Source organism: Lysinibacillus sp. RC79 (genome assembly GCF_041262405.1).
In the GTDB taxonomy this organism is placed as follows: Bacteria; Bacillota; Bacilli; order Bacillales_A; family Planococcaceae; genus Lysinibacillus.
In genome coordinates, this window is record NZ_JBGCCD010000039.1 from 17,917 (window position 1) to 41,765 (window position 23,849).

At 38.0% G+C, this 23,849-nt stretch carries 22 protein-coding genes, 1 riboswitch and 1 other annotated feature; of the genes, 10 read left to right on the plus strand and 12 right to left on the minus strand.

Going from position 1 to position 23,849, the window contains the following annotated elements:
• Window positions 1–160: 160 nt before the first annotated feature.
• A complete protein-coding gene (gene thiD, locus ABH968_RS24370) occupies window positions 161–991 on the plus strand; it encodes a bifunctional hydroxymethylpyrimidine kinase/phosphomethylpyrimidine kinase (protein ID WP_370048174.1) in 831 nt (276 codons plus the stop codon).
• A gap of 596 nt (window positions 992–1,587) precedes the next feature.
• Here thiD and ABH968_RS24375 read toward each other — a convergent pair.
• Window positions 1,588–2,100 (minus strand): acyl-CoA thioesterase, encoded by a 513-nt coding sequence (locus ABH968_RS24375; RefSeq protein WP_370048217.1) that lies wholly within the window; start codon window positions 2,098–2,100, stop codon window positions 1,588–1,590.
• A 222-nt stretch (window positions 2,101–2,322) separates the two neighbouring features.
• Between ABH968_RS24375 and ABH968_RS24380 the strand changes: the two genes are divergently transcribed.
• Window positions 2,323–2,658 carry a hypothetical protein gene (locus ABH968_RS24380; protein WP_370048175.1) on the plus strand — a complete coding sequence of 112 codons (336 nt, stop codon included), beginning with the start codon at window positions 2,323–2,325 and terminating at the stop codon, window positions 2,656–2,658.
• A gap of 554 nt (window positions 2,659–3,212) precedes the next feature.
• Here ABH968_RS24380 and ABH968_RS24385 read toward each other — a convergent pair.
• Both ABH968_RS24385 and exaC read right to left on the minus strand, forming a co-directional pair.
• A complete protein-coding gene (locus tag ABH968_RS24385) occupies window positions 3,213–3,554 on the minus strand; it encodes a DUF779 domain-containing protein (protein ID WP_370048176.1) in 342 nt (113 codons plus the stop codon).
• A 21-nt stretch (window positions 3,555–3,575) separates the two neighbouring features.
• The gene (gene exaC, locus ABH968_RS24390) at window positions 3,576–5,096 is read right to left on the minus strand and encodes an acetaldehyde dehydrogenase ExaC (RefSeq protein WP_370048177.1); all 1,521 of its coding nucleotides are present in this window, start codon (window positions 5,094–5,096) and stop codon (window positions 3,576–3,578) included.
• Window positions 5,097–5,358: 262 nt separating this feature from the next.
• On the opposite strand from exaC, the gene ABH968_RS24395 reads away from it, so the two are divergent.
• Together ABH968_RS24395 and bshB2 are read left to right on the plus strand one after the other, a co-directional pair.
• Window positions 5,359–5,709: a YojF family protein gene (locus tag ABH968_RS24395; RefSeq protein ID WP_053484519.1), complete on the plus strand. Its 351-nt coding sequence runs from the start codon at window positions 5,359–5,361 to the stop codon at window positions 5,707–5,709.
• 13 nt (window positions 5,710–5,722) lie between these two features.
• Window positions 5,723–6,412, plus strand: coding sequence for a bacillithiol biosynthesis deacetylase BshB2 (gene bshB2, locus ABH968_RS24400; protein WP_370048179.1), 690 nt, complete (start codon window positions 5,723–5,725; stop codon window positions 6,410–6,412).
• 80 nt (window positions 6,413–6,492) lie between these two features.
• On the opposite strand, the gene ABH968_RS24405 is transcribed toward bshB2, so the two are convergent.
• On the minus strand, window positions 6,493–7,236 hold the full coding sequence (locus tag ABH968_RS24405) for a TerC family protein (RefSeq protein ID WP_370048181.1): 744 nt from the start codon (window positions 7,234–7,236) through the stop codon (window positions 6,493–6,495).
• A gap of 236 nt (window positions 7,237–7,472) precedes the next feature.
• Here ABH968_RS24405 and ilvA point away from each other — a divergent pair, with 236 nt between their 5' ends.
• Complete coding sequence (gene ilvA / locus ABH968_RS24410; RefSeq protein ID WP_370048182.1) at window positions 7,473–8,735, plus strand: threonine ammonia-lyase IlvA; 1,263 nt, start codon at window positions 7,473–7,475, stop codon at window positions 8,733–8,735.
• Between the two features lie 180 nt (window positions 8,736–8,915).
• Here ilvA and ABH968_RS24415 read toward each other — a convergent pair whose 3' ends face one another.
• From ABH968_RS24415 to ABH968_RS24440, 6 genes are all read right to left on the minus strand, one after another.
• Entirely contained in the window at window positions 8,916–9,860 is a 945-nt protein-coding gene (locus ABH968_RS24415; protein ID WP_370048184.1) for a nuclease-related domain-containing protein, read from the minus strand.
• Between the two features lie 257 nt (window positions 9,861–10,117).
• The gene (locus ABH968_RS24420; protein WP_370048185.1) at window positions 10,118–10,912 is read right to left on the minus strand and encodes an ABC transporter ATP-binding protein; all 795 of its coding nucleotides are present in this window, start codon (window positions 10,910–10,912) and stop codon (window positions 10,118–10,120) included.
• Entirely contained in the window at window positions 10,905–11,933 is a 1,029-nt protein-coding gene (locus ABH968_RS24425; protein ID WP_370048186.1) for an ABC transporter permease, read from the minus strand. Before ABH968_RS24425 ends, ABH968_RS24420 begins: the two co-directional genes overlap by 8 nt.
• Before the next feature lie 546 nt (window positions 11,934–12,479).
• On the minus strand, window positions 12,480–13,502 hold the full coding sequence (locus tag ABH968_RS24430) for an ABC transporter substrate-binding protein (protein ID WP_370048188.1): 1,023 nt from the start codon (window positions 13,500–13,502) through the stop codon (window positions 12,480–12,482).
• Between the two features lie 544 nt (window positions 13,503–14,046).
• A complete protein-coding gene (locus ABH968_RS24435) occupies window positions 14,047–15,123 on the minus strand; it encodes an RNA-guided endonuclease TnpB family protein (protein ID WP_370048190.1) in 1,077 nt (358 codons plus the stop codon).
• A 151-nt stretch (window positions 15,124–15,274) separates the two neighbouring features.
• Window positions 15,275–15,460, minus strand: a complete 186-nt coding sequence (locus ABH968_RS24440; RefSeq protein WP_370048219.1) for a transposase — start codon at window positions 15,458–15,460, stop codon at window positions 15,275–15,277.
• A 365-nt stretch (window positions 15,461–15,825) separates the two neighbouring features.
• Here ABH968_RS24440 and ABH968_RS24445 point away from each other — a divergent pair, with 365 nt between their 5' ends.
• The 4 genes from ABH968_RS24445 to trpB all read left to right on the plus strand — a co-directional run bounded on the left by ABH968_RS24445 (window position 15,826) and on the right by trpB (window position 18,940).
• Window positions 15,826–16,080 (plus strand): hypothetical protein, encoded by a 255-nt coding sequence (locus ABH968_RS24445; protein ID WP_370048192.1) that lies wholly within the window; start codon window positions 15,826–15,828, stop codon window positions 16,078–16,080.
• 82 nt (window positions 16,081–16,162) lie between these two features.
• Window positions 16,163–16,558, plus strand: a complete 396-nt coding sequence (locus tag ABH968_RS24450) for a DUF1259 domain-containing protein (RefSeq protein WP_370048194.1) — start codon at window positions 16,163–16,165, stop codon at window positions 16,556–16,558.
• 335 nt (window positions 16,559–16,893) lie between these two features.
• A riboswitch (PreQ1 riboswitch) is annotated at window positions 16,894–16,938 on the plus strand.
• A 6-nt stretch (window positions 16,939–16,944) separates the two neighbouring features.
• Window positions 16,945–17,427 (plus strand): QueT transporter family protein, encoded by a 483-nt coding sequence (locus tag ABH968_RS24455; RefSeq protein ID WP_370048196.1) that lies wholly within the window; start codon window positions 16,945–16,947, stop codon window positions 17,425–17,427.
• A gap of 90 nt (window positions 17,428–17,517) precedes the next feature.
• Window positions 17,518–17,718: a binding site (T-box leader), on the plus strand.
• Window positions 17,719–17,776: 58 nt separating this feature from the next.
• Window positions 17,777–18,940: a tryptophan synthase subunit beta gene (gene trpB / locus ABH968_RS24460; RefSeq protein WP_370048198.1), complete on the plus strand. Its 1,164-nt coding sequence runs from the start codon at window positions 17,777–17,779 to the stop codon at window positions 18,938–18,940.
• 41 nt (window positions 18,941–18,981) lie between these two features.
• On the opposite strand, the gene ABH968_RS24465 is transcribed toward trpB, so the two are convergent.
• Entirely contained in the window at window positions 18,982–20,607 is a 1,626-nt protein-coding gene (locus tag ABH968_RS24465) for a long-chain fatty acid--CoA ligase (RefSeq protein ID WP_370048199.1), read from the minus strand.
• Between the two features lie 618 nt (window positions 20,608–21,225).
• On the opposite strand from ABH968_RS24465, the gene ABH968_RS24470 reads away from it, so the two are divergent.
• On the plus strand, window positions 21,226–22,218 hold the full coding sequence (locus ABH968_RS24470; protein ID WP_370048201.1) for a serine hydrolase domain-containing protein: 993 nt from the start codon (window positions 21,226–21,228) through the stop codon (window positions 22,216–22,218).
• 525 nt (window positions 22,219–22,743) lie between these two features.
• Here the strand turns inward: ABH968_RS24470 and ABH968_RS24475 are convergent.
• Window positions 22,744–23,697 carry an L-threonine 3-dehydrogenase gene (locus ABH968_RS24475; RefSeq protein ID WP_370048203.1) on the minus strand — a complete coding sequence of 318 codons (954 nt, stop codon included), beginning with the start codon at window positions 23,695–23,697 and terminating at the stop codon, window positions 22,744–22,746.
• Between the last annotated feature and the right edge of the window lie 152 nt (window positions 23,698–23,849).

Sequence of the window (23,849 nt, forward strand, 5' to 3'; positions counted from 1 at the left end):
CTTACAACGGTACAAAAAAATAATGTTGAATTCAAGCATCAGAAAAAGAAGTTAAACTGACCTTGTAAAAATATATAATTCTGACTATTTTTACGGAACCAGAATAAGACTATACTAGATGGTAATTTTAAAACTTTCATCTATAAAGGAGATCTTCCACATGGCTCTTAAAAAAACTTTAACGATTGCTGGTTCAGATACATCAGGTGGCGCAGGTATGCAAGCCGATCTTAAAACATTCCAGGAGCACGGCACATATGGCATGGTGGCATTAACGGTTGTCGTAACAATGGATCCAAACGGTTGGACTCATAACGTAACGCCATTACCAACAGAGCTTTTGCAAAAACAAATTGATACTGCTCTTTCAACAGGCATTGACGCCATAAAAACCGGTATGCTGTCAACTGAAGAAATTATTCGTATCGCAGGTGATGCTATCGCAAAATCTGGTACGACAAATGTTGTCATTGACCCTGTAATGGTATGTAAGGGAGAAGATGAAGTATTGAACCCTGGTAACATAGATGCAATGATTCAATATCTTTTACCATTAGCTGCAGTTACAACACCTAACCTGTTTGAGGCTGGACAATTAGCTGGAACTGGAACACCAAAAACAATCGAGGAAATGAAAACAACAGCTCGTAAAATTCACGAGCTTGGTGCTAAAGCTGTTGTGATTAAAGGTGGAAAAGCGTTAGCTACTGAAAAAGCAACTGACTTATTCTTCGACGGTGAAAAATTCTACTTATTAGAATCTGAAAAAGTTGCTTCTACTTATAACCATGGGGCTGGCTGTACATTTGCTGCTTCAGTAACAGCAAACCTTGCAAACGGTCTTTCAGTAAAAGAAGCTGTAATTGAAGCAAAAGAATTCGTTTCAGCTGCAATCGCTCACGGTTGGGCATTAAATGACTATGTTGGACCAGTTATGCACGGTGCAAAATCTCGTTTTGGTGCACCAGAAGTAACAGTGATAGAAATTTAACTTCTTTCAGCAAATGTTTTATGTAACGTAAGTGAAACGGCAGTTACAATTATTTTCTGTAGCGAAAGCAAAGCATCAGCTACAGATGTCTTTTATACCGAAAGCAAAGCGTCAGGTACAGAAGTCTCCCACCTCTATAGGCGGTGAGATGAATGCAAGTTTAAGTTACTTTTCTGAAAGTGTACAAATATCCGCTGAAATAGAGGAACTCAGTCTAAGAACGCCACGTCCTGTGGCAACGACTGAGTGACCAACATCATGTTGCTACCGCTGCGTTAGCACTACGCTTTCGCACAAAAAACATCTGTTGGCCTAAGCCTCCGGCGGATATCACGGAAATCGGAAAGGAGTTAATAAAGGATGTTAGCCGTTATCGCATCCATGCGATAACGGCTAACTGACCTGCATCGGTAAGAACGCCACGTCCTGTGGCATTACCGAAATGACCGACATCGTGTCGGCCCTCGTGCAGGCCTAAGCACAAAGCCGATTCCGGATGCATTGTTTATCTGTGCGAAAGCGAAGCGACAGCAACAATTATGCCGAGGCATAATTGCTAAACGAAAAGGCATCTGATCACTAATCAGATGCCTTTTTTACATATAGTAGTTCTCCATCATTTCGAGCCGATAATCCCATGGATCGTTCATCGAAATGAATTGAGCCAATGCCTTACTTTCCTTTTTACGCTCTGCACGTGCTTTTGCTCGTTCAGCTGCAGTTTCATGTAGCTTAGTCTCTTCTACAGTTTCTGGAATGACAGATGGAACTGGGGCTGGTTTATTATTTTCATCTAATGCAACAAAGGTTAATAATGCTGTCGCAGCTACTTTGCGATCTCCCGTTTTCAAATTCTCAGAAATGACCTTTACGAAAACTTCCATTGAAGATGTCCCTGTCCACGTTACATAAGATTCGAAATAGACAGAATCGGTCGGGCGTATTGGATGCAGGAAGTCTACAGAATCCGTTGAAGCCGTCACACAATCTCTACGACTATGCTTAGCAGCTGAAATTGAAGCTACTTGATCGATATCACTCATTAATCGACCACCAAACAGTGTATTATGATTATTAATATCATTCGGAAAAACTCGACTTGTACGCATAACTCTAGATTCTTTACAATATTTAAAGTTTTTGTTCACATCTATTCCCCCTCAAACAACTGTTTATTTCTACTATATTGCTCTATTATTCCATAAAAATCAATTAAATTGTTAGAAAATTAAGAATTTTATTCTAACAGAGGTTTATTTCTTCTAATGCTCAGGACAAGATACACTACTACTTCATATGCCATATATTAGCTGTATATGGGAGGGAGAAAAATGAAAAGACGTAATCAACAACAAGACCCAAATACAAATACACAAGCAAGTTTCCTAGGTGGTGAAGAAGCAGGTCTCCTAGGTGAAGACATAGGTATCCAAGGTGGAGATATAACCTCTACCAAAGTAGAATTAATATCTTCAATGGTTTTGACAATAGGGTATTCATTAGCAACCCTCTCCACCATTTTAGCATTGCAGGAAGAAGAGGCGCAGGCACAAACAAGAACATCCGACGCGCAAAATCAAAGTGTACAATTTAGACAAATGCATAAGCATCTATCACATCTCAACAATCGACTAGATTCCATTGAACGAAAGCTCAACAAATATTAACAAATACATACCCCCAAAAATCACTAATTATAAAAAGCCGCGATTCTCCGTCATAAAAGAGAATCGCGGCTTTTTACTATACTATGATAATGAGCTTTCCGTCTTCTTTCCTTATTACAGCTATACATATCAATGTTAAAGGAACGTCATCTATTGTACCAAGATAGAATTCGTTATAACCTAGTTTAAAATTTCCTTCAACATTATGCGCTGTCTATTCGTCAATTAAGGAAGAAATCATGGTCGCAGTATCTTTTCATATGTGAAACCGCATACAATACAAAACGACACATTTTGTACAAAATTGCTCTCACACTCATTATATTGATATATTTATATAATTTTTTCAAGAATATTGCTCGAAAAATCTTCATAGATTTAAAGATGCAATCAAATCAATTATGCCTCGGCATAATTGTTGCTGTCGCTTCGCTTTCGCACAGATAAACAATGCGTCCGGAATCGGCTTTGTGCTTAGGCCGACACGATGTCGGTCATTTCGGTAATGCCACAGGACGTGGCGTTTTTAGACTGAATTCCTCTATAATCACTTCTTAGTACTCTTCTGTTTTGAATACTCTAGAGTTTGTAATGAAATGCATATTTTCAACACTATCTAAAGAAAAACTTGCACCTCTGCCCTCAATCGCATGAATTATCAATTGCGTATGCTTAAAATATTCATATTGCGCTCTATGAATGTAAAAAGGAACGTCACCTATTGTACCAAGATAGATATCGTTTTCACCAATTTTAAAATCTCCTTCTACATAACACATCGGTGCAGAGCCATCACAGCAACCCCCAGATTGATAAAACATGATAGCGCCATGCTGACTCTTAATTAGCTCTATCAAATTTAAAGCCTCTTTTGTTGCAATCACTCGTTCTACCATGTTGTTATTCATCCTTTGGTATTAGAAAAATCCTTGTGCTTCTTTTTTGTAGCTCACTAAAAGACATTTAGTTTGTTGGTAGTGATCTAACATCATTGCATGGTTTTCACGACCGATACCAGAAAGTTTAAATCCACCAAATGCAGCACCCGCCGGATATTGATGATAAGTGTTTGTCCACACGCGACCAGCTTGAATAGCTCTACCTGCACGGTAAGCAATGTCACCAGAACGTGACCAAACACCAGCACCTAAACCATATTCTGTATCATTTGCAATTTCCATTGCTTCATCAAAATCTTTGAATGTAGTCACGCCAAGCACTGGGCCAAAGATTTCTTCTTGGAAGATTCGCATTTTATTATGACCTTTGAAAACTGTTGGTTTAATGTAGTTACCTCCTGCAAGGTCGCCTTCAAGAATATTTTCTTCTCCACCTATTAAGCACTCAGCACCTTCTTCTTTACCAAGTTTTAGGTAAGAAAGGATTTTTTGTTTTTGTTCGTTAGAAGCTTGAGCACCCATCATGACTTCTGTATCTAATGGATTACCAATTTTAATAGCTTTTACGCGCTCTAATGCAAGTTCAATGAATTTATCGTAAATGGATTCTTGAACAAGAGCACGTGAAGGACAAGTACAAATTTCACCTGAGTTTAATGCGAACATCACAAAGCCCTCAATTGCTTTATTTAAATATTCATCATCTGAAGCCATTACGTCCTCAAAGAATACGTTTGGTGATTTACCACCTAGCTCTAACGTCACAGGAATAATATTTTCAGTTGCATATTGCATAATTTGGCGACCAACAGCTGTTGAACCTGTAAAAGCAACTTTTGCAATTCGTTTGTTCGTTGCAAGTGGTTTACCAACTTCAACACCAAAGCCGTTTACAATGTTAAGTACGCCTTTTGGTAGGATGTCTTGAATTGTTTCAATTAACACTAATAATGAAACTGGCGTTTGCTCAGCTGGTTTCATCACGATACAGTTACCTGCTGCAAGCGCAGGAGCAATTTTCCAAGCAGCCATTAAGATTGGGAAGTTCCAAGGAATGATTTGGCCAACTACACCTAGTGGCTCTTGGAAATGGTATGCAACAGTGTCGTTATCTAATTGTGTTGTACGCCCTTCTTGTGCACGGATGACACCTGCAAAATAACGGAAGTGATCAATTGCTAAAGGAATATCAGCGTTTAAAGTTTCGCGAACTGCTTTACCATTATCCCATGTTTCTGCAATAGCAATCATTTCTAAGTTTTCTTCAATGCGATCTGCGATTTTATTTAAAATAGATGCACGCTCAGTTGCGCTTGTTTTACCCCATGCATCTTTTGCTGCGTGTGCTGCATCAAGGGCTAGCTCAATATCTTCAACTGTTGAACGAGCTGCTTTTGTGAAAACTTGACCTGTTACAGGTGTTTTATTTTCAAAGTATTGACCTTTTACTGGAGGAATCCATTCTCCACCGATAAAGTTATCATATTTTTCTTTGAAATTTACTAATGCGCCCGGAGTATTAGGATTTGCATAAATCATAGTATCAATCTCCCCATATTTTATTTATGAAACCGCATACATTTTATATTAATCTGTTTCACGTGTCCTATATTGATACATCAGAATAGTTTTTTCAAGTAATCTACCTTAATAATGGTAAAAAACATTTTTTTACAATAAAGAAATTTCTGCATTTTATCAATAGCATTTATGATTAGGTTGGCAACAAAAGCCTTTCAATTTCCCTTTGTCATCTTTTTTGACTATACTTAAAATAGAAATAATCGAGAGGAGTGTTAAGATGCAAGAAGTACAAGTAAAGACGTTGCAGGAATTATTGAATTCTTTCGCCAACAAAGACGTTTATATTCATCTTGAGACGACGAACGGTTCTTATGCAGCACACTTTGATGAGAAATTTTTTAATGCAGGTGCTTTTATTCGCAATGCTAAAATCAACTATGAGCTTGCTAAAGTGGTAGATGATTCACCCCATCGTGTCGGATTAAAAATGGCACATGGCTGGGTTTATGCTCAAGGCATCACACATTTTGAATTAGATGATTTAGGCCGTTTATTAATGGCTGGACTAGACTACTCAGGTAAATTGGCGATTGCACTTGAAATTAGCGAAACGCCATTTACTTACTAAGGGGGACGACTTTTTGATTTTACAACCACAACGTCATATTTTAATTGTTTACCCTCACCCAGATGATGAGGCTTTTTCAGTTGCTGGAACAATTGCCTACTATACAAAGAAAATGAATACACCTGTTACATATGCCTGTTTAACTTTAGGCGAAATGGGGCGTAATTTAGGAAATCCACCTTTTGCAACACGTGAATCCTTGCCAGAAATTCGACGTAAGGAGCTTATCGCAGCAGCAGAGGCTATGGGAATACAAGATTTACGTATGCTTGGTTTCCGTGATAAAACGATTGAATTTGAAGACGATGAAAAAATGGTAAAGCTTGTTGAAGGTTTAATAGAGGAGTTAATGCCTTCTCTTATCATTACATTCTTACCTGGTTTTGCAGTTCATCCTGATCACGAGGCAACAGCACGTGCTGTAGTAGAAGCTGTTCGTCGTATGCCAAAAGCCGCACGCCCACAAGTGTTAGGCTGTGCCTTTGCAAATGATACAATTGAAAAAAATGGTGAGCCACATGTTGTCAACGATATCAGTGAAATGAAGATGGATAAAATTAAAGCATTACAAGCACACGCATCCCAAACAGCTTGGATGATGCAAGAAACAGAAAAACGTATTGATGACGGTGAGCCAATGAGTGAAAGCTGGCTTAATATTGAAAAATTCTATATTGTAAATCCTGATCAATATGTAAAATAACAATAAATGCGCTAAAATGCGCTTTATAACAATAAAACGGTTCTGTCCTCTTTCTTCATTGAGAACAGAACCGTTTTATATTAAGCAACCTTCATTTTTTTTAAGAAATGAATAATGAAAGTAATAGCAAAAATAATAATTAATACAACAAAAAACATATAATGCGGAACGTGAATACCGATGACGCTGGCTAGCATTTTCAGTGCAATAATTCCAATAATAATAAATGCTGTTGCCTCTAATTCTGGTATTTTTTCAATAACAATTAAAAATAAGCCTGCAATAGTTCTCATCATTAAAATACCTAGCATTCCCCCGATTAGTAATATCCAAATTTGATTGGATATAGCAAAAGCAGCAAAAATCGCGTCAATTGAAAAGGCAATATCCATCAGTTCTACAGAAATAACCGTTGCCCAAAATGTTCCAAAAAGACGAACCAACAACCCTGTTTTTTTCATCTCCTTGGCACTATCCGCTTCCCCAATCTGCAGGAAATGAGCGACACATAGCCAACCTAAATACAGGGCTCCTAGCAATTTAATAAACCAAAATTCTACCAAATAAACACCTATCCCGATAAATAAAAATCGAAAAAAATAGGCTCCAAACATACCATACATTAATGCTCGTTTGCGTTGCTTGTTTGGCAAATGCTTCACTAGCACTGCTAATACAAGTGCGTTATCTGCTGAGAGTAAACCTTCTATTATAATTAGTGTTGATATTAACCCCCAAGATACAGGGTCAGTTAAGATCTCTTTCCACATTTCCCAATTGAAAAATTGAATGTATGTAGATAGAATTCCTTGAATGATTTCCAATTACATACCCTCCTACTTGTCCTAAGGTATTCTAGTATATGCTTGACCATTTTCGTTATGAGGAAATGTGTGCATCCTTTATTTCTACAAAAAATTCTCGAAGAAATTTAATTATTCTTCATTTTGTACGAAATAGACACCGAAAATTTAGAATTTACTAAAAATTAATAACAAAAGGCTTATATAATGTGCTATCATAGATAAATGTTTTATATGTATAACGGAGGATGAATATTATGGAAGCTGCTGACACTAGAACGGTGCAAGTAGAAAATATCTTGATTGCACATCATTTCTTAAAAGACGTAGTGGTACACACTCCACTACAAAAAAATGATTATTTATCCGAGAAATACGGAGCTAATATTTATTTTAAACGCGAAGATTTACAGCATGTACGCTCATTTAAACTTCGTGGTGCCTATTATAAGATTAAAAAAATTGAAGAAGAGGCTCGTAAAGTTGGCGTTGTTTGTGCAAGTGCAGGCAATCATGCCCAAGGTGTTGCCTACGCCTGTGCACAATTGAAAATTGAAGCAAGTATTTTTATGCCTCAAACAACACCTAAGCAAAAAATTGACCAAGTGCGTATGTTTGGTCGTGAATATGTAGAAATTATTTTAGCTGGTGATACCTTTGATGATTCTGCAGAAAGTGCATTTGCTTACTGTGATGAGCACGATAAAATCTTTATTCACCCATTTGATGATTTTGATGTCATCGCTGGACAAGGAACGGTCGCAGTTGAGATTATGAATGACATGGAGGAACCGATTGATTACGTGTTTGGTAGTATTGGCGGCGGAGGCTTAATGTCAGGTGTTTCTGCCTATGTGAAAAACCTTTCCCCTAATAGCAAAATTATTGGAGTAGAGCCTGCCGGTGCGGGCAGTATGAAGGCTGCATTTGCAGAAGGCGGTGCAGTGGCACTTGATTGGATTGACAAATTCGTAGATGGTGCTGCGGTAAAATGCGTCGGTCATCACACATATGATGTTTGTCGTCGCTACTTAGACGACATCGTACTAGTACCAGAAGGAAAAGTATGTACAACGATTTTAGATCTCTACAATAAACATGCCATTATCGCAGAGCCTGCTGGAGCATTATCAGTAGCAGCACTCGACTCTTATAAAGAGGAAATTAAAGGTAAATCAGTCGTTATCATCATTAGTGGTGGTAATAATGACATCGGTCGTATGCAGGAGATTAAAGAAAAATCTTTAATTCATGAAGGCTTACTATACTACTTCATCGTCAGCTTCCCACAGCGTGCAGGCGCGCTTCGCCAATTCCTAACAAGCGTTCTAGGGCCAAATGATGACATTACAACTTTCGAATACACAAAGAAAAACAACAAAGAAAGTGGGCCTGCCTTAGTCGGTATCGAGCTTGGCAACCGTGAAGACTACGAAGGATTACTAGCACGCATGAATGAATTCGGCTTCAAATACAAAGAAGTAAACAACGACATTCAACTATTCGGCCTACTAGTCTAAAATAAAGAGTCACACTTGCTTTGTGAGTGTGGCTTTTTTAGGTTTATCGGAATGATTTTGTGTTTTATCGGAACAATTTTGAGATTTATCGGAACAATTTCAGATTTTATCGGAATGATTTATTAATTTATCGGAACATTTTAGAAAATACAGTCTATCTGACCGCACTGATAGACTATACTATTTAATAATATACTTTCGATCCTTCTTTGCACCTACTTCTTGAAGCTGCAACGACTTCAATATTTTATATACCGTTTTAGCGCAAGAAATGCCGAAAAAATCTTGAAGTGAACTGTTGGATATCAATTCACCATACATATAACGGTAATCTTTCAGCGCATTATTGAAAGCTTGATTATCTACCTCACCACAATTCTCACACTGCCACTTACCTTGACGATAGTGCATGGCAAATCGATAATCGCACTTAGAGCATAATACACCTTTCTTTAGTTCATCCATCTTCATATCCAGTGTCCATTGCGTAGGTTTATGCATCTTTAGAATATGTTTTGAGAGTTCTCTTAAAATTTCTTCACTTAGATAAGCTTGTTGATGTTGATTGAACAACTGCTCTACCTTCTCAGCCAAGCCACTCACATGAATAATTGGTTGCGCCGATAAACTGGACGTCATAATCATATTAGGATTTGCAGAGACAATCATATATATAATAGGTATATGATCGCCAGCTTTTTGAAAAATCTGCCGTAAAAACCTAGCATGCCGCTTCACTTGATCAAAGGGATTTCGGAAACCATCTACTTTGCCATCATACGTAACTCGAATAAATTGATGGTGATCTTCCATATATTCTACACGCCCGACGATATTTTTGATTTCCACTATTAAAATAAAATTCTGCGACATTAATAATGTATCCATTTGATGTATGGATACACCTTCATCCTTAAGCACAACATCATGCAATAAATAATGCACATGCTCCAAATAGATTTCTTGCCATTCCTGGTCTACTCGTTGCTCACCTGCATACCCTGCTCTTGTTCTATTTAGCATTTCTTGATAGTAAGTAGACTTTGGGTGAGATTTCGGTAATCGCCTTTCAAGCATTTCTAATGTGAGTTGCTTCAATGAAACTTCGCGCTTTTTGAGTAACATATTTTCACCTCCTTTAGCTAGATTATAATGCACTTTATCGAAAAATTTCGCCCGTTTATCTAAATTTTCTAAATATTCATCGATCAACTTTATCGATTTATCACCCAACTATCAATTATGCCTCGGCATAATTGCGTCCGGAATCGGCTTTGTGCTTGCACAAAGAACTCCTTTCCGATTCCGTGACATCCGCCGGAGGCTTTAACTTCTTTCAGCGTAAAAACGCCCATACCTATGTATGAGCGTTTTATCATTTATTATCCTAGTAATGCACGGTCTGAGTTCATTTTCTCACCGCGGATACGTTCGAACTCGGCCATTAAATCTGGGATGGTTAATTCATGCTTTCGATCCTCGCCAACCTCTAAAATGATTTGACCTTTATCCATCATAATCAGTCGATTTCCTAAGTCTAATGCTTGTTGCATATTGTGCGTGACCATTAATGTCGTTAAGCTGTCTTTCTCAACTAAGTATTTCGTAATACGTGTGATTAACTCGGCACGAGATGGGTCAAGTGCTGCCGTATGCTCATCTAGCAATAAAATCGAAGGCTTCGTGAATGTTGCCATCAAAAGAGACAGCGCTTGACGCTCTCCTCCTGAAAGTAAGCCGACTTTTGCAGATAGGCGATTTTCCAAATTCAAGCCCAACATCTGTAAGGATTCCTTGAAAAATTCTCGGCGCTTTTTATCAACACCGATACGCATGCCTCTACTCTTATTACGTGAGTAAGCTAATGCTAAATTTTCCTCAATCGTCATTGCTGGTGCTGTACCAGCCATCGGATCTTGGAATACGCGACCGATGTAGTGGGAGCGCTTATATTCTGGTAAAGTCGTAACCTCATTTCCATCAATCGAAACCGTGCCGAAGTCTGGTGTTAACGCGCCAGAAATCATATTCATCATTGTCGATTTACCAGCACCATTACTGCCGATAATTGTGACGAAATCCCCTGGCTTTAAGTGCAAATTAATTTCTGCAAGTGCCATTTTTTCATCTGGTGTACCTTCATTAAATACCTTATTAATGCCGTTTAATTTAAGCAAGGCCATTTCCTCCCTGCTCAACCGTCTTTACGTCTGACTTCTCTGCTGCGCGTTTCACCTTGCGTTTGCGCGCCTTACTCTTATTGATAAATTGAGGTAAAATCAACGCTATAATAACAATGATAGCTGTTATTAATTTCATATCCCCTGAATCAAGAAAATCTACTCGTAATGCTAGCGCTAAAATAATGCGGTAAATGATGGCTCCAGCAATGACAGCGAAAGTTGTGCGCATAATCGTTTTTGTACCGAAGATTGCTTCGCCGATAATAACAGATGCAAGACCGATCACAATCATCCCTATCCCCATACTGACATCTGAGAACTTCGAATATTGTGCGATTAAAGCTCCAGAAAATGCGACAAGTGCGTTAGAAAGCCCTAGCCCAAGAATAATAAGAGTATCTGTATTAGCCGAGAAGCTACGAATCATACGCTTATTATCACCAGTTGCTCGAATAGCTAGGCCGATCTCTGTTTTCAAGAACCAGTCTACAATGAACTTAATTAAAATCGTGATGATTAACACTACGATTATCGTGCTCCATGTTGAAGGTGGTTGCTGAACGCCGAAGCCTTTTAGTAGGTTATTTAATGCCGTATCGATTCCTAAATTACTCCAAATTGCTTGAAACTTTGAAAATAAAGTCTCTGAATTTAATAGTGGAATATTCGGACGACCTATCGTATTTTCTGCCGTTGATCCCATAATACGTAGGTTAATAGAATACAAAGCAATCATCATTAAAATCCCCGATAACAGAGGATTAATTTTCCCTTTTGTGTGAAGAATTCCTGTCATACATCCAGCAATAAATCCAGCAACAATTGCCACTAAAGTCGCTAAGATTGGGTGGTAGCCAAGCATAATCATCGTCGCCGCTGTAGCCGCCCCTGTTACAAAGCTTCCATCAACCGTTAAATCCGGAAAATCTAACACGCGGAATGTTAAATACACACCAAGTGCCATAATTGCATAGATGATTCCTTGCTCCATCGCGCCAAATATTGCTAAAAACATAGTTGAATCATCTCCTAATAATTTCTTAATATATAATTTGGCTCATCACCATAACTTGAAGTTGATTTCCGTTCCGGCTGGGCGCTTTGATGTTGCTGTCGCTACGCTTTCGCACAGATAAAACAATTGCTGTCGCTTCGCTTTCGCACAGAGCAGAGCTTCCTGGGGGCGTCCGATGAGCCGCTTGGGCCAACACGATGTTGGTCACGAAGGCGTTATCACAGAACGTGATGCTTTTAGCCTTCGTTCCCCTGTGTGCTCGCTCCAGGGTCTCATCTGTGACGCTAATCCCCAAGGAGTCGCCCAGCCTCCACTCCAATCAACTTATCCACATGGCATACTTTTAACAAGACTTGAACCATAACCTTCTCAATAAGGTGAAACTAGAAAAGATTATCCCATCATACTTGTGAATCAATACATAATTCTAAATAGAACGGTGATTCTTCCGCATAATTGATTTCAATTTTTACTCTAAAAGTAGATAAAGCGGGGGCAGTTTTAGTTCTCCCCCGCTTCGTTTTATAAGATGATCATGTTAGGTCATTACTTTTCTAAAAGCTCTGCACCCCAAGAATCTTTAATTTTGATTCCTAAATCATCGGCAACTTTTTTATTTATTAATAGTTTTAGCTTTTGTGGGTATTGAGCTGGTATATCAGTAGGTGTTGCTTCACCTTTTAGAATCTTCACAGCCATTTGTCCCGCTTCATAACCGATGTCATAATATTCAAAACCATATGCCGCTAAGCCACCACGTGCCACAGAGTCAAGCTCGCCTACAACTAGTGGTAATTTATTAGCATTTGCTACATCAATGACAGACTCTAGTGCCGAAACTACTGTATTATCAGTAATGATATAGAATGCATCGGCTTTACCGATTAACGATTCAGCAGCTTGTTTTACTTCTGCAGACGTTGCCGCAGATGCCTCAACCACTGTTAAGCCTTGTTCACCCATCACTTTTTTCACTTCTTTTACTTGTGCTACTGAGTTTTGCTCACCAGCGTTGTAAACCATACCTACTTTTTTCGCGCCTAGTTCCTTTAAGAATGCCACTGTTTTCGAAATAGTATCAGGATGTAAATCGATCGTTCCTGTTACATTTTTTCCTGGCTTCTCCATAGAGTCAATGAGCTGTGCTCCAACAGCATCTGTTACAGAAGTGAAGACAATCGGAATATCACTAGTTGCTGTTGCTGCCGCTTGTGCGGACGGCGTAGAGTTAGCAAAGATTAAATCTACATTGGCACTTACTAGATTGTTTGCAATCGTCGTGTTAAGACTGTTATCTCCTTGCGCTATTTGCGGATCGAACTCTACTTTTAATCCTGAATCTTCAATTGCCTTTTTAAAGCCATCAGTTGCAGCATTTAAAGATGGATGCTCTACAATTTGAGTAATCCCGATTTTATATGTTTTGTCACCTGCATTGCCGCTTTCACTCGCGTTATTCGTTTCGTTCCCTTTCGAATCCGATGAACTAGAGCCACTGCTACCGCAAGCAGCCAGCATTAAAACTAACCCAAATAACAGGAACGAAAGCTTTTTTAAATTGCTTTTCACAAATAATCCCCCCGATTTTGATCTCTGATATTTATCACACTTTATCCAAGCAAAGTGTGAACGTATCGCTATATTATCGTTATTATCGAGGTTCGTCAACAACATTATGAATGTTCTGACTTTTAAATCCAGCTAAATATTTTATCTTTTCATTCAATTCGCCGCTTTAAACCGCTAAACTGCGCTGTTTTTACAAATTGATTTCTTTTTCTAACATAACAAAAATTTTTTTGACAATTTAGCGAAGTTATTTTTCTGACATCTAATTATATGTAATATATGTAAAAACTGAAAAACCTGACATCTCCATTGGAAATGTCAGGCTGCCTTCATAACAGATATAATGCGCTCTTACTTTTTCAAGATATCTACTAACCAACTACTTTGAGTTGAGACTCCCACGACTAAAGTCGCAAGCCCTACACCTTACGGTATGACGGGTGGGATTCTTGAATGACTACGCGTTCGCAGTCCATTTCTGTTTTGAACAGCCTTCAAGATGAGGGGATCTCATTACCCTTCCTAAGACAGTGCATATAGCATCTTAGGCTGATTGACTGTTACCATCAATCACAGGTGCATATCGAATATTCATTGCACCGACTAAATCACGATGTTTTTCGAATCCACATTTACACTTATATTTTCTATCATATGCCTTATTCTTTTCGGAACATTTCGGGCATGTTTGACTTGTGTATACAGGATTCACAAATTCAACTTTAATACCCACTAGGTTCGCTTTGTACGCAATGAATTGAGCAAGACGATAGAATGACCAGTTATGCAGATTCTTTTCGTTTTTACGGCTTGTTCTTGCCGTCTGTCTGATGTTCGTTAGTTGTTCTAAACGAATGACAGAAATCTTATTTTCTTTAGCAAAATTAACAATCGCACGACTAACCTTGTGGTCTTGTCCTTTCATGTATCGCTGTTCTGTATCATTAAGATTACGAATAGCATTTAATTTCTTTAATTTACTTAACTTCTTACGTTTGTATTTAAATGTACGTCTGACATATTTGTTTTGTCTACCATTTCCAATGAAACAAGCGCTTCCATCATCTGTCACTGCAACAGCAGGGACTTTCAAACCCAAATCTACACCCATTACCCTTGTTCCTGTTTTTTCACTTGTAGGAATGGTGACAGCTATTTGTGCCATCCATTTATTCGCTTTCTTTGTGATACGAAGAGTACCTAATTTGTGTTTCAACAAATCCAAATTACGGTTATCCTTATCGACCAGCAAAGCACGAATAGGCGTTTTAGTTGCCTTGCCATCCATCATGATAGGCATTGAAATGTGCGTTAAATCAAAAGAATAGTTTTGGTTATTCCAAATACACACTGGCTTCTTTAACACAGGAACAACCTTGTATTTATTTTTCTTCACTTTCTTAAACACACTTTTAGCGTCTTTAATCGCTTGGTTTTTAACAGCACTTGGCAGGTCGGTAGAAATATCCTTGCTTGATTTTTTTGTACTTTTCTTATCTGCAACCATTTCAGAAACAAGGGTATTGATTGTATAAACATACGATTGACTCATATTCTTCAAAATAGAAGCCTGTTCTTTTGTTGGAAGCAGTTTGACTTTAACTGTTATTGTTTGCGACATTGTTCTTCACCTCAGTCTCTAATTAATCTAGCTTTTTTACTCTTCTTTACTCTTCTAAAATTGCTTCACTAATTATTGACCATGAACTGAGCTACAGAATTTATTGAATTTTCAGTCTTTGGAAAATTGCGCAAAACCACAATTACTACATTTAACTTGTATAGTATTCCCCCCTTGTTTTTTGTTGTTCCACATAATGCTTGATGATTTCACTCGATACGTTTCCTGCGGTAGATACAAAATAGGAACGTGTCCATTGGCTTGGTAAATGTTGAAGATGAGGAAATTCCTCTCTCAACTTAAATGTATCAGCTTTATTTATAAAAGCAACATACATACAAAAAAGTGCGAAATTTTCGGATACTTGAAGTACAGCAAACCTTTCAGTTTTTAGTAGCACTCCGTATCCGACCTCACTCTCATCTCATACCTGAAGGATTGGGCTTTCCCGTTCGGAAAATCTGTAACGGGATATCAGGGAAGCATATGTACGTTTGAGCAACCCCTGGAATTGCTGAATAAAAACAACTCGCGAGTGCTTTAGAATCACCCTCTCGTTCTACTTCCTTCACGGTTAGACGTGTAACACATTTATTTCTAATAAGAATGATCTGCAGAAAATGTTCATTTTAGTCTCCCTTTTTACATGTAATGCATATGATGCAAATGAGGTTAGTGCTGTTCCCAAAAAGGAGGAATACTATGAATAATGATGATATCGAATTAACTCAGCCGTCTTATTCACAAGAAAAACCAAAAGCAAGTACAGGAAATATTGACACAATCATTTCTAATCTATGTGACAGTCTATTTGCATTTGCTTTGGATTTTGCCTTAAATGCCTTAGAGTATACAAAAGAATTGGATGAGGAATTAGAATATACAGATGAATTCAAGCAACAAGTAGACGATTTAATTTTGGAAATAGAAGAAATTAAAAATATTTTAGAGGAGTAATTTCAAATCAGAAACCCGTTATATGTACTACTTTCGCGCCAAGACATCCTCATTATTAATATAAAAAGTAGAGGTGTCTAAAATGCAAAGCTTTCAAAATATGTGTACGAAATTTGCACAGATTGCCAACGGAAAAGCTTCTGTGGAACATGGCGTATGTTCAGTAAAACTTCATCGAAGCCTTTATGTTAAGATTCAAGGTCGCCCAAGTCGTAGTGCACTTCATGCTGGGATAACATTCGAATCGCTTGATATATATGGAAATGCACTTAACTTAGGTGAAGTTGTAGTACTCCAAGAGGAATTACAGCCATTTGTTAAAGTACTTGCAGAAAATAATTTGATTATAAGTGCTGTTCATAATCATTGGATATTTACGGATCCCGCTATTTTATACGTTCACTTTCAATCAATAGAGCCCCCATTAATCTTTGCCCAAAAATTTGCTCAAGCATTTAGTGTTTTAAAAAAATACTGAAATGGTCACTTTAAAAGAACTGCTTTGAACAGTTCTTTTAACAAGTGACCGGACAGCTCCATCACTTCTAAGTTTCGAGGTTACTTCTCATCTATAGTCCATCTGTAAAGAAGAATTTAGCTCTACTATCTCTGCATAAGTTTCTTTCGCATTTTAGCAAGTGTACGAGCTCCCCTTCTTTTGGATTGAACATTAAATCTTGGACATGCCTACACACATCTAATTAATGAGCAACGAACAAGAGCTAAATATTACCGTTAGCACTATGAATTTCCGCGTTTTTTTTACTCATCGCTATTTACAAACAAGCATGAACATTGATATGATTGCATTTGCTTCACGTGGTTCGTAACCATCCCACGTAAAAAAACTAAGGAGAAATGAAGATGAAAGTTAAATTTTTAGCAACGAGCGGTATTATTGCAGCGCTCTACATTGCTGTTACATTACTAGTCGGATCATTTGGCTTTACAGAGGTGCAGTTCCGTCTATCCGAAATGTTTAACCATTTAGTTGCCTTTAATCCACGCTTTGCCGTTGGGATTATTATTGGCGTATTTATCTCCAATATATTTTCACCACTCGGCATGTACGATTTAGTTTTCGGTGTAGGCCATTCGATGATTACCCTTGGGTTGTTCATTCTTATTTGTAAATTTGTCAAAAATATTTGGGCACGTTTAGTCATCAATACATTTTTATTTACATGCACTATGTTTATCATTGCATTTGAATTGAACTTAGCATTAGAGTTACCATTCTTCTGGACATGGTTAACTGTTGCTGCAGGTGAATTTGTTGTCTTAGCGGTCGGTGCACCGATTATGTATACATTGAATAAACGCTTAAACTTCAAAAATTTAATTTAAACAGACGGGTCTTATTAGATTCGTCTTTTTTTAATTTCTTAGCACAACATACCTTGACACTATTCTGAAAATACTTTAGAATTCATTTCAATAAATGCGAGGAAAAAGAATAGTAGCAAGCGGTAGTACTTAAAGAGAGCTGATGGTTGGTGCAAATCAGTAGTACATACTTGTGAATGGACTTTAGAGCAGCCTCATCAAATGTGAGGACGAATTTACTCCCCGTTACCAGAGTACGAAAGCGCGCAATTTTTGCGAATGAAGGTGGCACCACGGTTACTCGTCCTTTTACAGAAGGATTGTAGTGACTTTTTTTTATGGAAAAATTAGAAAGAGGAGTCGAGAAGAGATGAGTACAGTAGTAGAGAAAAAAGGATATTTTGGTGAATTTGGCGGTAGCTTTGTTCCTGATGAGCTTCAAAATGTATTAAATATTTTAGATGAAAACTTCCAAAAATATAAAGACGATGAAGACTTTAATAAAGAGCTAGATTATTATTTCCATGAATATGTTGGGCGCAAATCTCCACTTTATTTTGCTGAAAATTTAACAAAACAATTAGGTGGCGCAAAAGTTTATTTAAAGCGTGAAGATCTTAACCATACAGGTTCTCATAAAATTAATAACGTTCTAGGTCAGATTTTATTGGCAAAGCGCATGGGTGCTAATCATGTTATCGCCGAAACAGGTGCAGGTCAGCATGGTGTAGCAACAGCAACTGCTTGTGCAATGTTCGGGATGGATTGCACAATTTATATGGGTTTAGAGGATACAAAGCGTCAAGCATTAAACGTCTTCCGTATGGAGCTTCTTGGTGCAAAGGTAGTAGCAGTTGATAAAGGTCAAGGGCGACTAAAGGATGCAGTGGATGCAGCATTTGCTGATTTAGTAGAAAACTATGAGACAACTTTCTATTTACTTGGTTCCGCTGTTGGACCTCACCCATTCCCTTCAATGGTGAAGCATTTCCAATCAGTCATTAGCCGTGAAAGTCGTGAACAAATTTTAGAAAAAGAAGGAAAGCTACCAGCAGCAGTACTTGCTTGTGTCGGCGGCGGTAGTAATGCGATTGGTGCATTTGCAGAATATATTGCAGATGAAAAAGTTCGCCTCATCGGTATTGAACCCGATAAGGCAGCAACATTAAATGAAGGAACACCGGGTGAATTACACGGCTTCAAATGTTTAGTACTGCAAGATGCAGAGGGCAATCCACTACCAACATATTCGATTGCCGCTGGACTAGATTATCCTGGAGCTGGTCCAGAGCATAGTTATTTAAAAACAATTGGTCGTGGAGAATATGTAACGGTGACGAATGAAGAGGTGCTTGAAGCATTCCAAATACTGTCAAAAGTCGAAGGAATTATTCCTGCGCTTGAAAGCTCCCACGCAGTTGCTCATGCACTAAAGCTTGCGCCAACACTATCTCCAGAAGAGAGCATTATTATCAATATCTCTGGCCGTGGAGACAAAGACGTAGAACAAGTATTTCAAATGTTAAATAAATAAAATGAAAGAGCGATTTCCTTTTATGGAAATCGCTCTTTTAACTATACGAATGAACCTAATTTCGGATAAATTTCCGCCACATTGTCTCGAAGCTTGGCTTTCAGAAACTTTCCTACTGATGTTTTTGGAATTTCATCTAAAAATACCACATCATCTGGTACCCACCATTTTGCAAATTGGCTTTCTAAAAATGCAAGAAGCTCCTCTTCACTTGCTGCCTTTCCTTCCTTCAATACTACGCAAGCTAGCGGGCGTTCTTGCCATTTGACATGCGGAATTGCAATAACTGCTGCTTCCAAAACAGCATCATGGGTCATTAACGTATTTTCTAAATCAACTGAGGAGATCCACTCCCCTCCTGATTTAATTAAATCCTTTGTACGATCTGTTATTTTGATAAAGCCATCCTCTGTTCGCACCGCAATGTCCCCTGTATATAACCAGCCGTCACGATAGGCATCATTTGTACGTTCATCACGATAGTACTCGTGTGAAATCCATGGACCTCGTAAGCGTAACTCACCCATTGTCTCTCCATCCCATGGTACTTCTCCATTGTCATTAATAATACTCGATTCAATGCCGGCCATCGTCATTCCTTGCATTGCTCGCGATTCAATACGCTTTTCAATTGGCCATTCATCCATCCAAGACATATAATTTGATAACGCTACAATCGGTGTTGTTTCAGTCATTCCATATACGACTATATATGGAATGCCATATTGCTCTTCAAATGTACGAATAAGTCGAGTAGGTGAAGCAGAGCCACCACAACAAATAGCTCGTAGCGAACTTATATCTCGCTCACGCTTCTCCTGTTCCTGCAACGCACCGATCCAAATTGTCGGCACTCCAGCTGTTAATGTAACTTTCTCCTGCTCCACTAAATCCAAAATGATTGCCGATGTGAATTGTGGACCAGGCAATACCTGTGTAGCACCCACATTGACACATGCAAATGGTAAGCCCCATGCATTTGCATGAAACATTGGTACAATCGGCATCACGACATCACGCTCAGAAATGCCCATCGAATCAGACATACTCAGCATCATACTATGTAGCACTAGACCTCGATGTGAATAAACAACCCCTTTTGGATTCCCTGTTGTAGCGCTTGTATAGCACATGCCAGCAGGCTCCTCTTCCCCTATATCCTCTGGGAACTGATAGTTTTCATCTGCTGCTGCTAATAAATCCTCATATGATAATGCATTCGGTAATGTCGTTTCTGGTAAAGTATCCTCATCTGTCATAATAATATAATGTTTTACTGTCTTGAGATCAGGCGCAATATTTTCAATAATTGGTAGTAAATCCACATCAATTATTAAAATCTCATCTTCTGCATGATTAATAATATAAATTAAATGCTCTTCTGATAAACGAATATTCACCATGTGCAAAATAGCGCCAGAACATGGTACCGCAAAATAAGCCTCTAAGTGGCGATGCTGATTCCAGGCAAAGGAGCCAATCTTCATTCCTCTTGTCATCCCCAGCTTTGTAAGCGCATCTGCTAAGCGACGTGTTCTTTTCGCCCATTCCCCATATGTTAAACGATGAATCTTCTGCGGGCTCGTCCTTGAAACAATAGTTTTTCTAGCAAAATAGCTTTCTGCTCTTTTAAAAAAGCTTGTTAATACTAACGGCGTTTGCATCATAAAAACCATCCATCCTTTCGTCTTGTGAACTCCCTCTCTTTTTCCCCTTGTGAAATATTAATAAAAATTTAACCAAAAATTATTAACATTCTGAATATAATTATATTTAAAAATCATAAATTAAGCTATATATTCCAATAATTTTCTTTTTATTGTTAACTTTTTCTAAAATAACTATTAGAAATAAAAAAGAGATGAAGAAAACTAAATTGTTTTCTTCATCCCATGTTGTTGAAAAACTATTGTTTCAATAATTAAAGTATGGCTCTTTGGCAAAACGTGGGGTTGATTCCCGTTCCGACTGGGAGCTTTCCTGGAGGCATTGGGCCAACAGATGTTTCTGTGCGAAAGCGTAGTGCAATGTGTTCAGAGATAATAAAGTTGTTTAAAAAACGCCAGTCTTGTTATTTAACAATCGATCCAAATTGCGGAATAAAAGAGGGAATATTCGTAAGTGAGACGAAGTAGTTTATATCCGAGACAAAACATGTGATAAGGTGTAAAGCTGCTTGTCATTTGAATCTTTTTCTGAAAGGGGATTTTAAAATATTATTCGTTAATAAGACGTGAGTAAAATTAATACGTGCATACATATAAGTTTGCTTAAAGGAGAGTGAAATGATGGGGTTTGACGAATGTATAAACGAGGATTTTAGCGGGGTCATATCGGTCATTCAAAACGGTAAAAATGTATACCGTAAAGCCTTTGGATACGCAGATTTACCTAATAAAGTATCAAACGAGATTGATACAAAGTTTGCAACAGCCTCAGCAGGAAAAGTATTTGTTGCCATAGCCATTTTGCAACTGGTTGAACAAAGTCGATTATCTTTTGATAGTTGTATTGGGGACATCTTGAATTTTGATTTAAAGAATATTGACCCTCACATAACCATCAGGCAGTTGCTTAATCATACATCAGGAATACCCGACTATTTTGATGAGTCTGTCATGGACGATTATGACGAACTGTGGGTAGACTACCCCAATTATAAGATTCGCACATCATCGGATATCATTCCATTATTTATTCATAAATCGATGATGTATCCTGCAGGAGATAGATTTCAATACAATAATACAGGATTTGTTGTTCTTGGTCTTATTGTTGAGGCCATAACATGCTCTTCATTTGATGTATATCTTAATGAACATGTTTTTATTCCATGCGGTATGTTGAATACGGGGTATTATGAGCTGGACAGATTGCCTGCTCAATGTGCAAACGGGTATATATATGATGATAGCAAGCAAGCGTTTTATACCAATATTTACAGTGTTGACGTAAAAGGAACAGGAGCAGGGGGAGCATTTACGACTGTAATAGATATTGAAAAGTTCTGGGCTAGTCTGATGAAGGGTCAATTGATATCGAAGGAAATGTTAAAAGAAATGTTAACCCCCCAAGTGAAAGAAGAATGCTACGGGTATGGGATTTGGCTGGATAAAAATGAAGAAGGCACGTTTGAATACCACTTTGAAGGCTGCGATCCCGGTATAAGTTTTTATAGTTCATATGATAAACAACAAGATTTGCTTATCACATTGGTAAGCAATTTTGGGTGTAACGTATGGAAGATCTTTAGAGATATTAAAAGTTTAATCAAATAGTAACTATCGGTTCGCTTTAAGATAATCTTCAACAATTAGGCGCTATTGTTGAATAAAACTTAGATCTTTAAACGATTTTATTGTTATATTTTTTAGTACAAATCAATTATGCCTCGGCATAATTGCGTCCAGGATCGGCTTTGTTCAAGCATAAAGCCGATTCCGTGATATCCGCCGGAGGTTTTAATCCCGTACTAAATTTAGAACGGGGTATACTTGTTTTAGATTTTAAAAATAAATAACTTTTTTGACTTTTTACACAACGTAGCGGCAGCAACAAATGTTTTCTGTGCGAAAGCGTAGTGCAACGTAGCGGCAGCAACACGAGGTTGATCACGAAGGCGTTATCACAAGGACGTGTGTGTAATGCTTTTAACTTTCGTTCCCCTACCTGCTTCGCTCCAATCAACTTATTATACATGGTATACGTTTAACAAATATCATTCCAATTTTTAAGTGATTGCCCGTCAAAATAAAAAAGACGAAGAAAACTAAATTCTTCGTCCGCTTTTTAGGATTGTTTATTTATGAACAGGCTTTCGTTTGTAGTTTGATTTTTAATTTTTCCAGCATATCAACAGTCATTTTGGCTAAATCATACTGTGCTTTAAAGCCCCATTCTTTCTGTGCTGCTTCTATATTTAAAGAATCTGGCCAACTATCTGCTATCGCTTGACGTACTGGATCTACATTATAATCCATACGGAAATGTGGCAAATGCTTTTTAATTTCCGCCGCAATTTCAGATGGCTCGAAGCTCATTGCAGTGATATTAAAGGCATTACGATGTATTAGTTTGCTACTATCGGCTTCCATTAAATCAACAATAGCCTGCAATGCATCTGGCATGTACATCATGTCCATCTTCGTACCTTCTTGAATATAAGATGTGTACTTACCTTGCTCGATCGCCTCATAGAAGATCTCTACTGCATAGTCTGTCGTACCACCTCCTGGAGGAGTTACGTATGAAATTAACCCTGGGAAGCGTACACCGCGAGTATCTACACCAAAACGATTGAAATAATAATCACATAATAGCTCACCAGCAACTTTATTTACCCCATACATTGTTGTTGGACGCTGTAATGTATCCTGTGGCGTATTATCCTTCGGTGTCGATGGACCGAACGCTCCTATTGAGCTTGGCGTAAAAAATTGCAAGTTTAACTCACGCGAAACCTCCAACGCATTCATTAAACCACCCATATTTAAATTCCACGCCAGCAACGGATTTCTTTCTGCTGTCGCTGATAATAACGCCGCTAAATGCATCATTGTATCTGCACCAAAATCCTTCGCTAAATCATGCATTCTTTGTCCATCCGTCACATCCAATACTTCAAATGGACCCTTAGAATGCTCAAGCTTCCGAATATCTGTCGCTAATACATTGTCCTCTCCATAAACACTACGAAGTTTTTCTACAAGCTCAGAACCTATTTGACCTAGTGCTCCTGTAACCATTATCTTTTTCATTTCTCCAAACCTCCACCTATGAACAATTGTACTTTTGGAATGTACAATAATATATAAATAAACATTGATTTAATAACACTTCCAATGAATTTCATTATAATTTGTTCATATTAAAAACACAACCATAATATTTTTAATTTTGAAAACAAGAA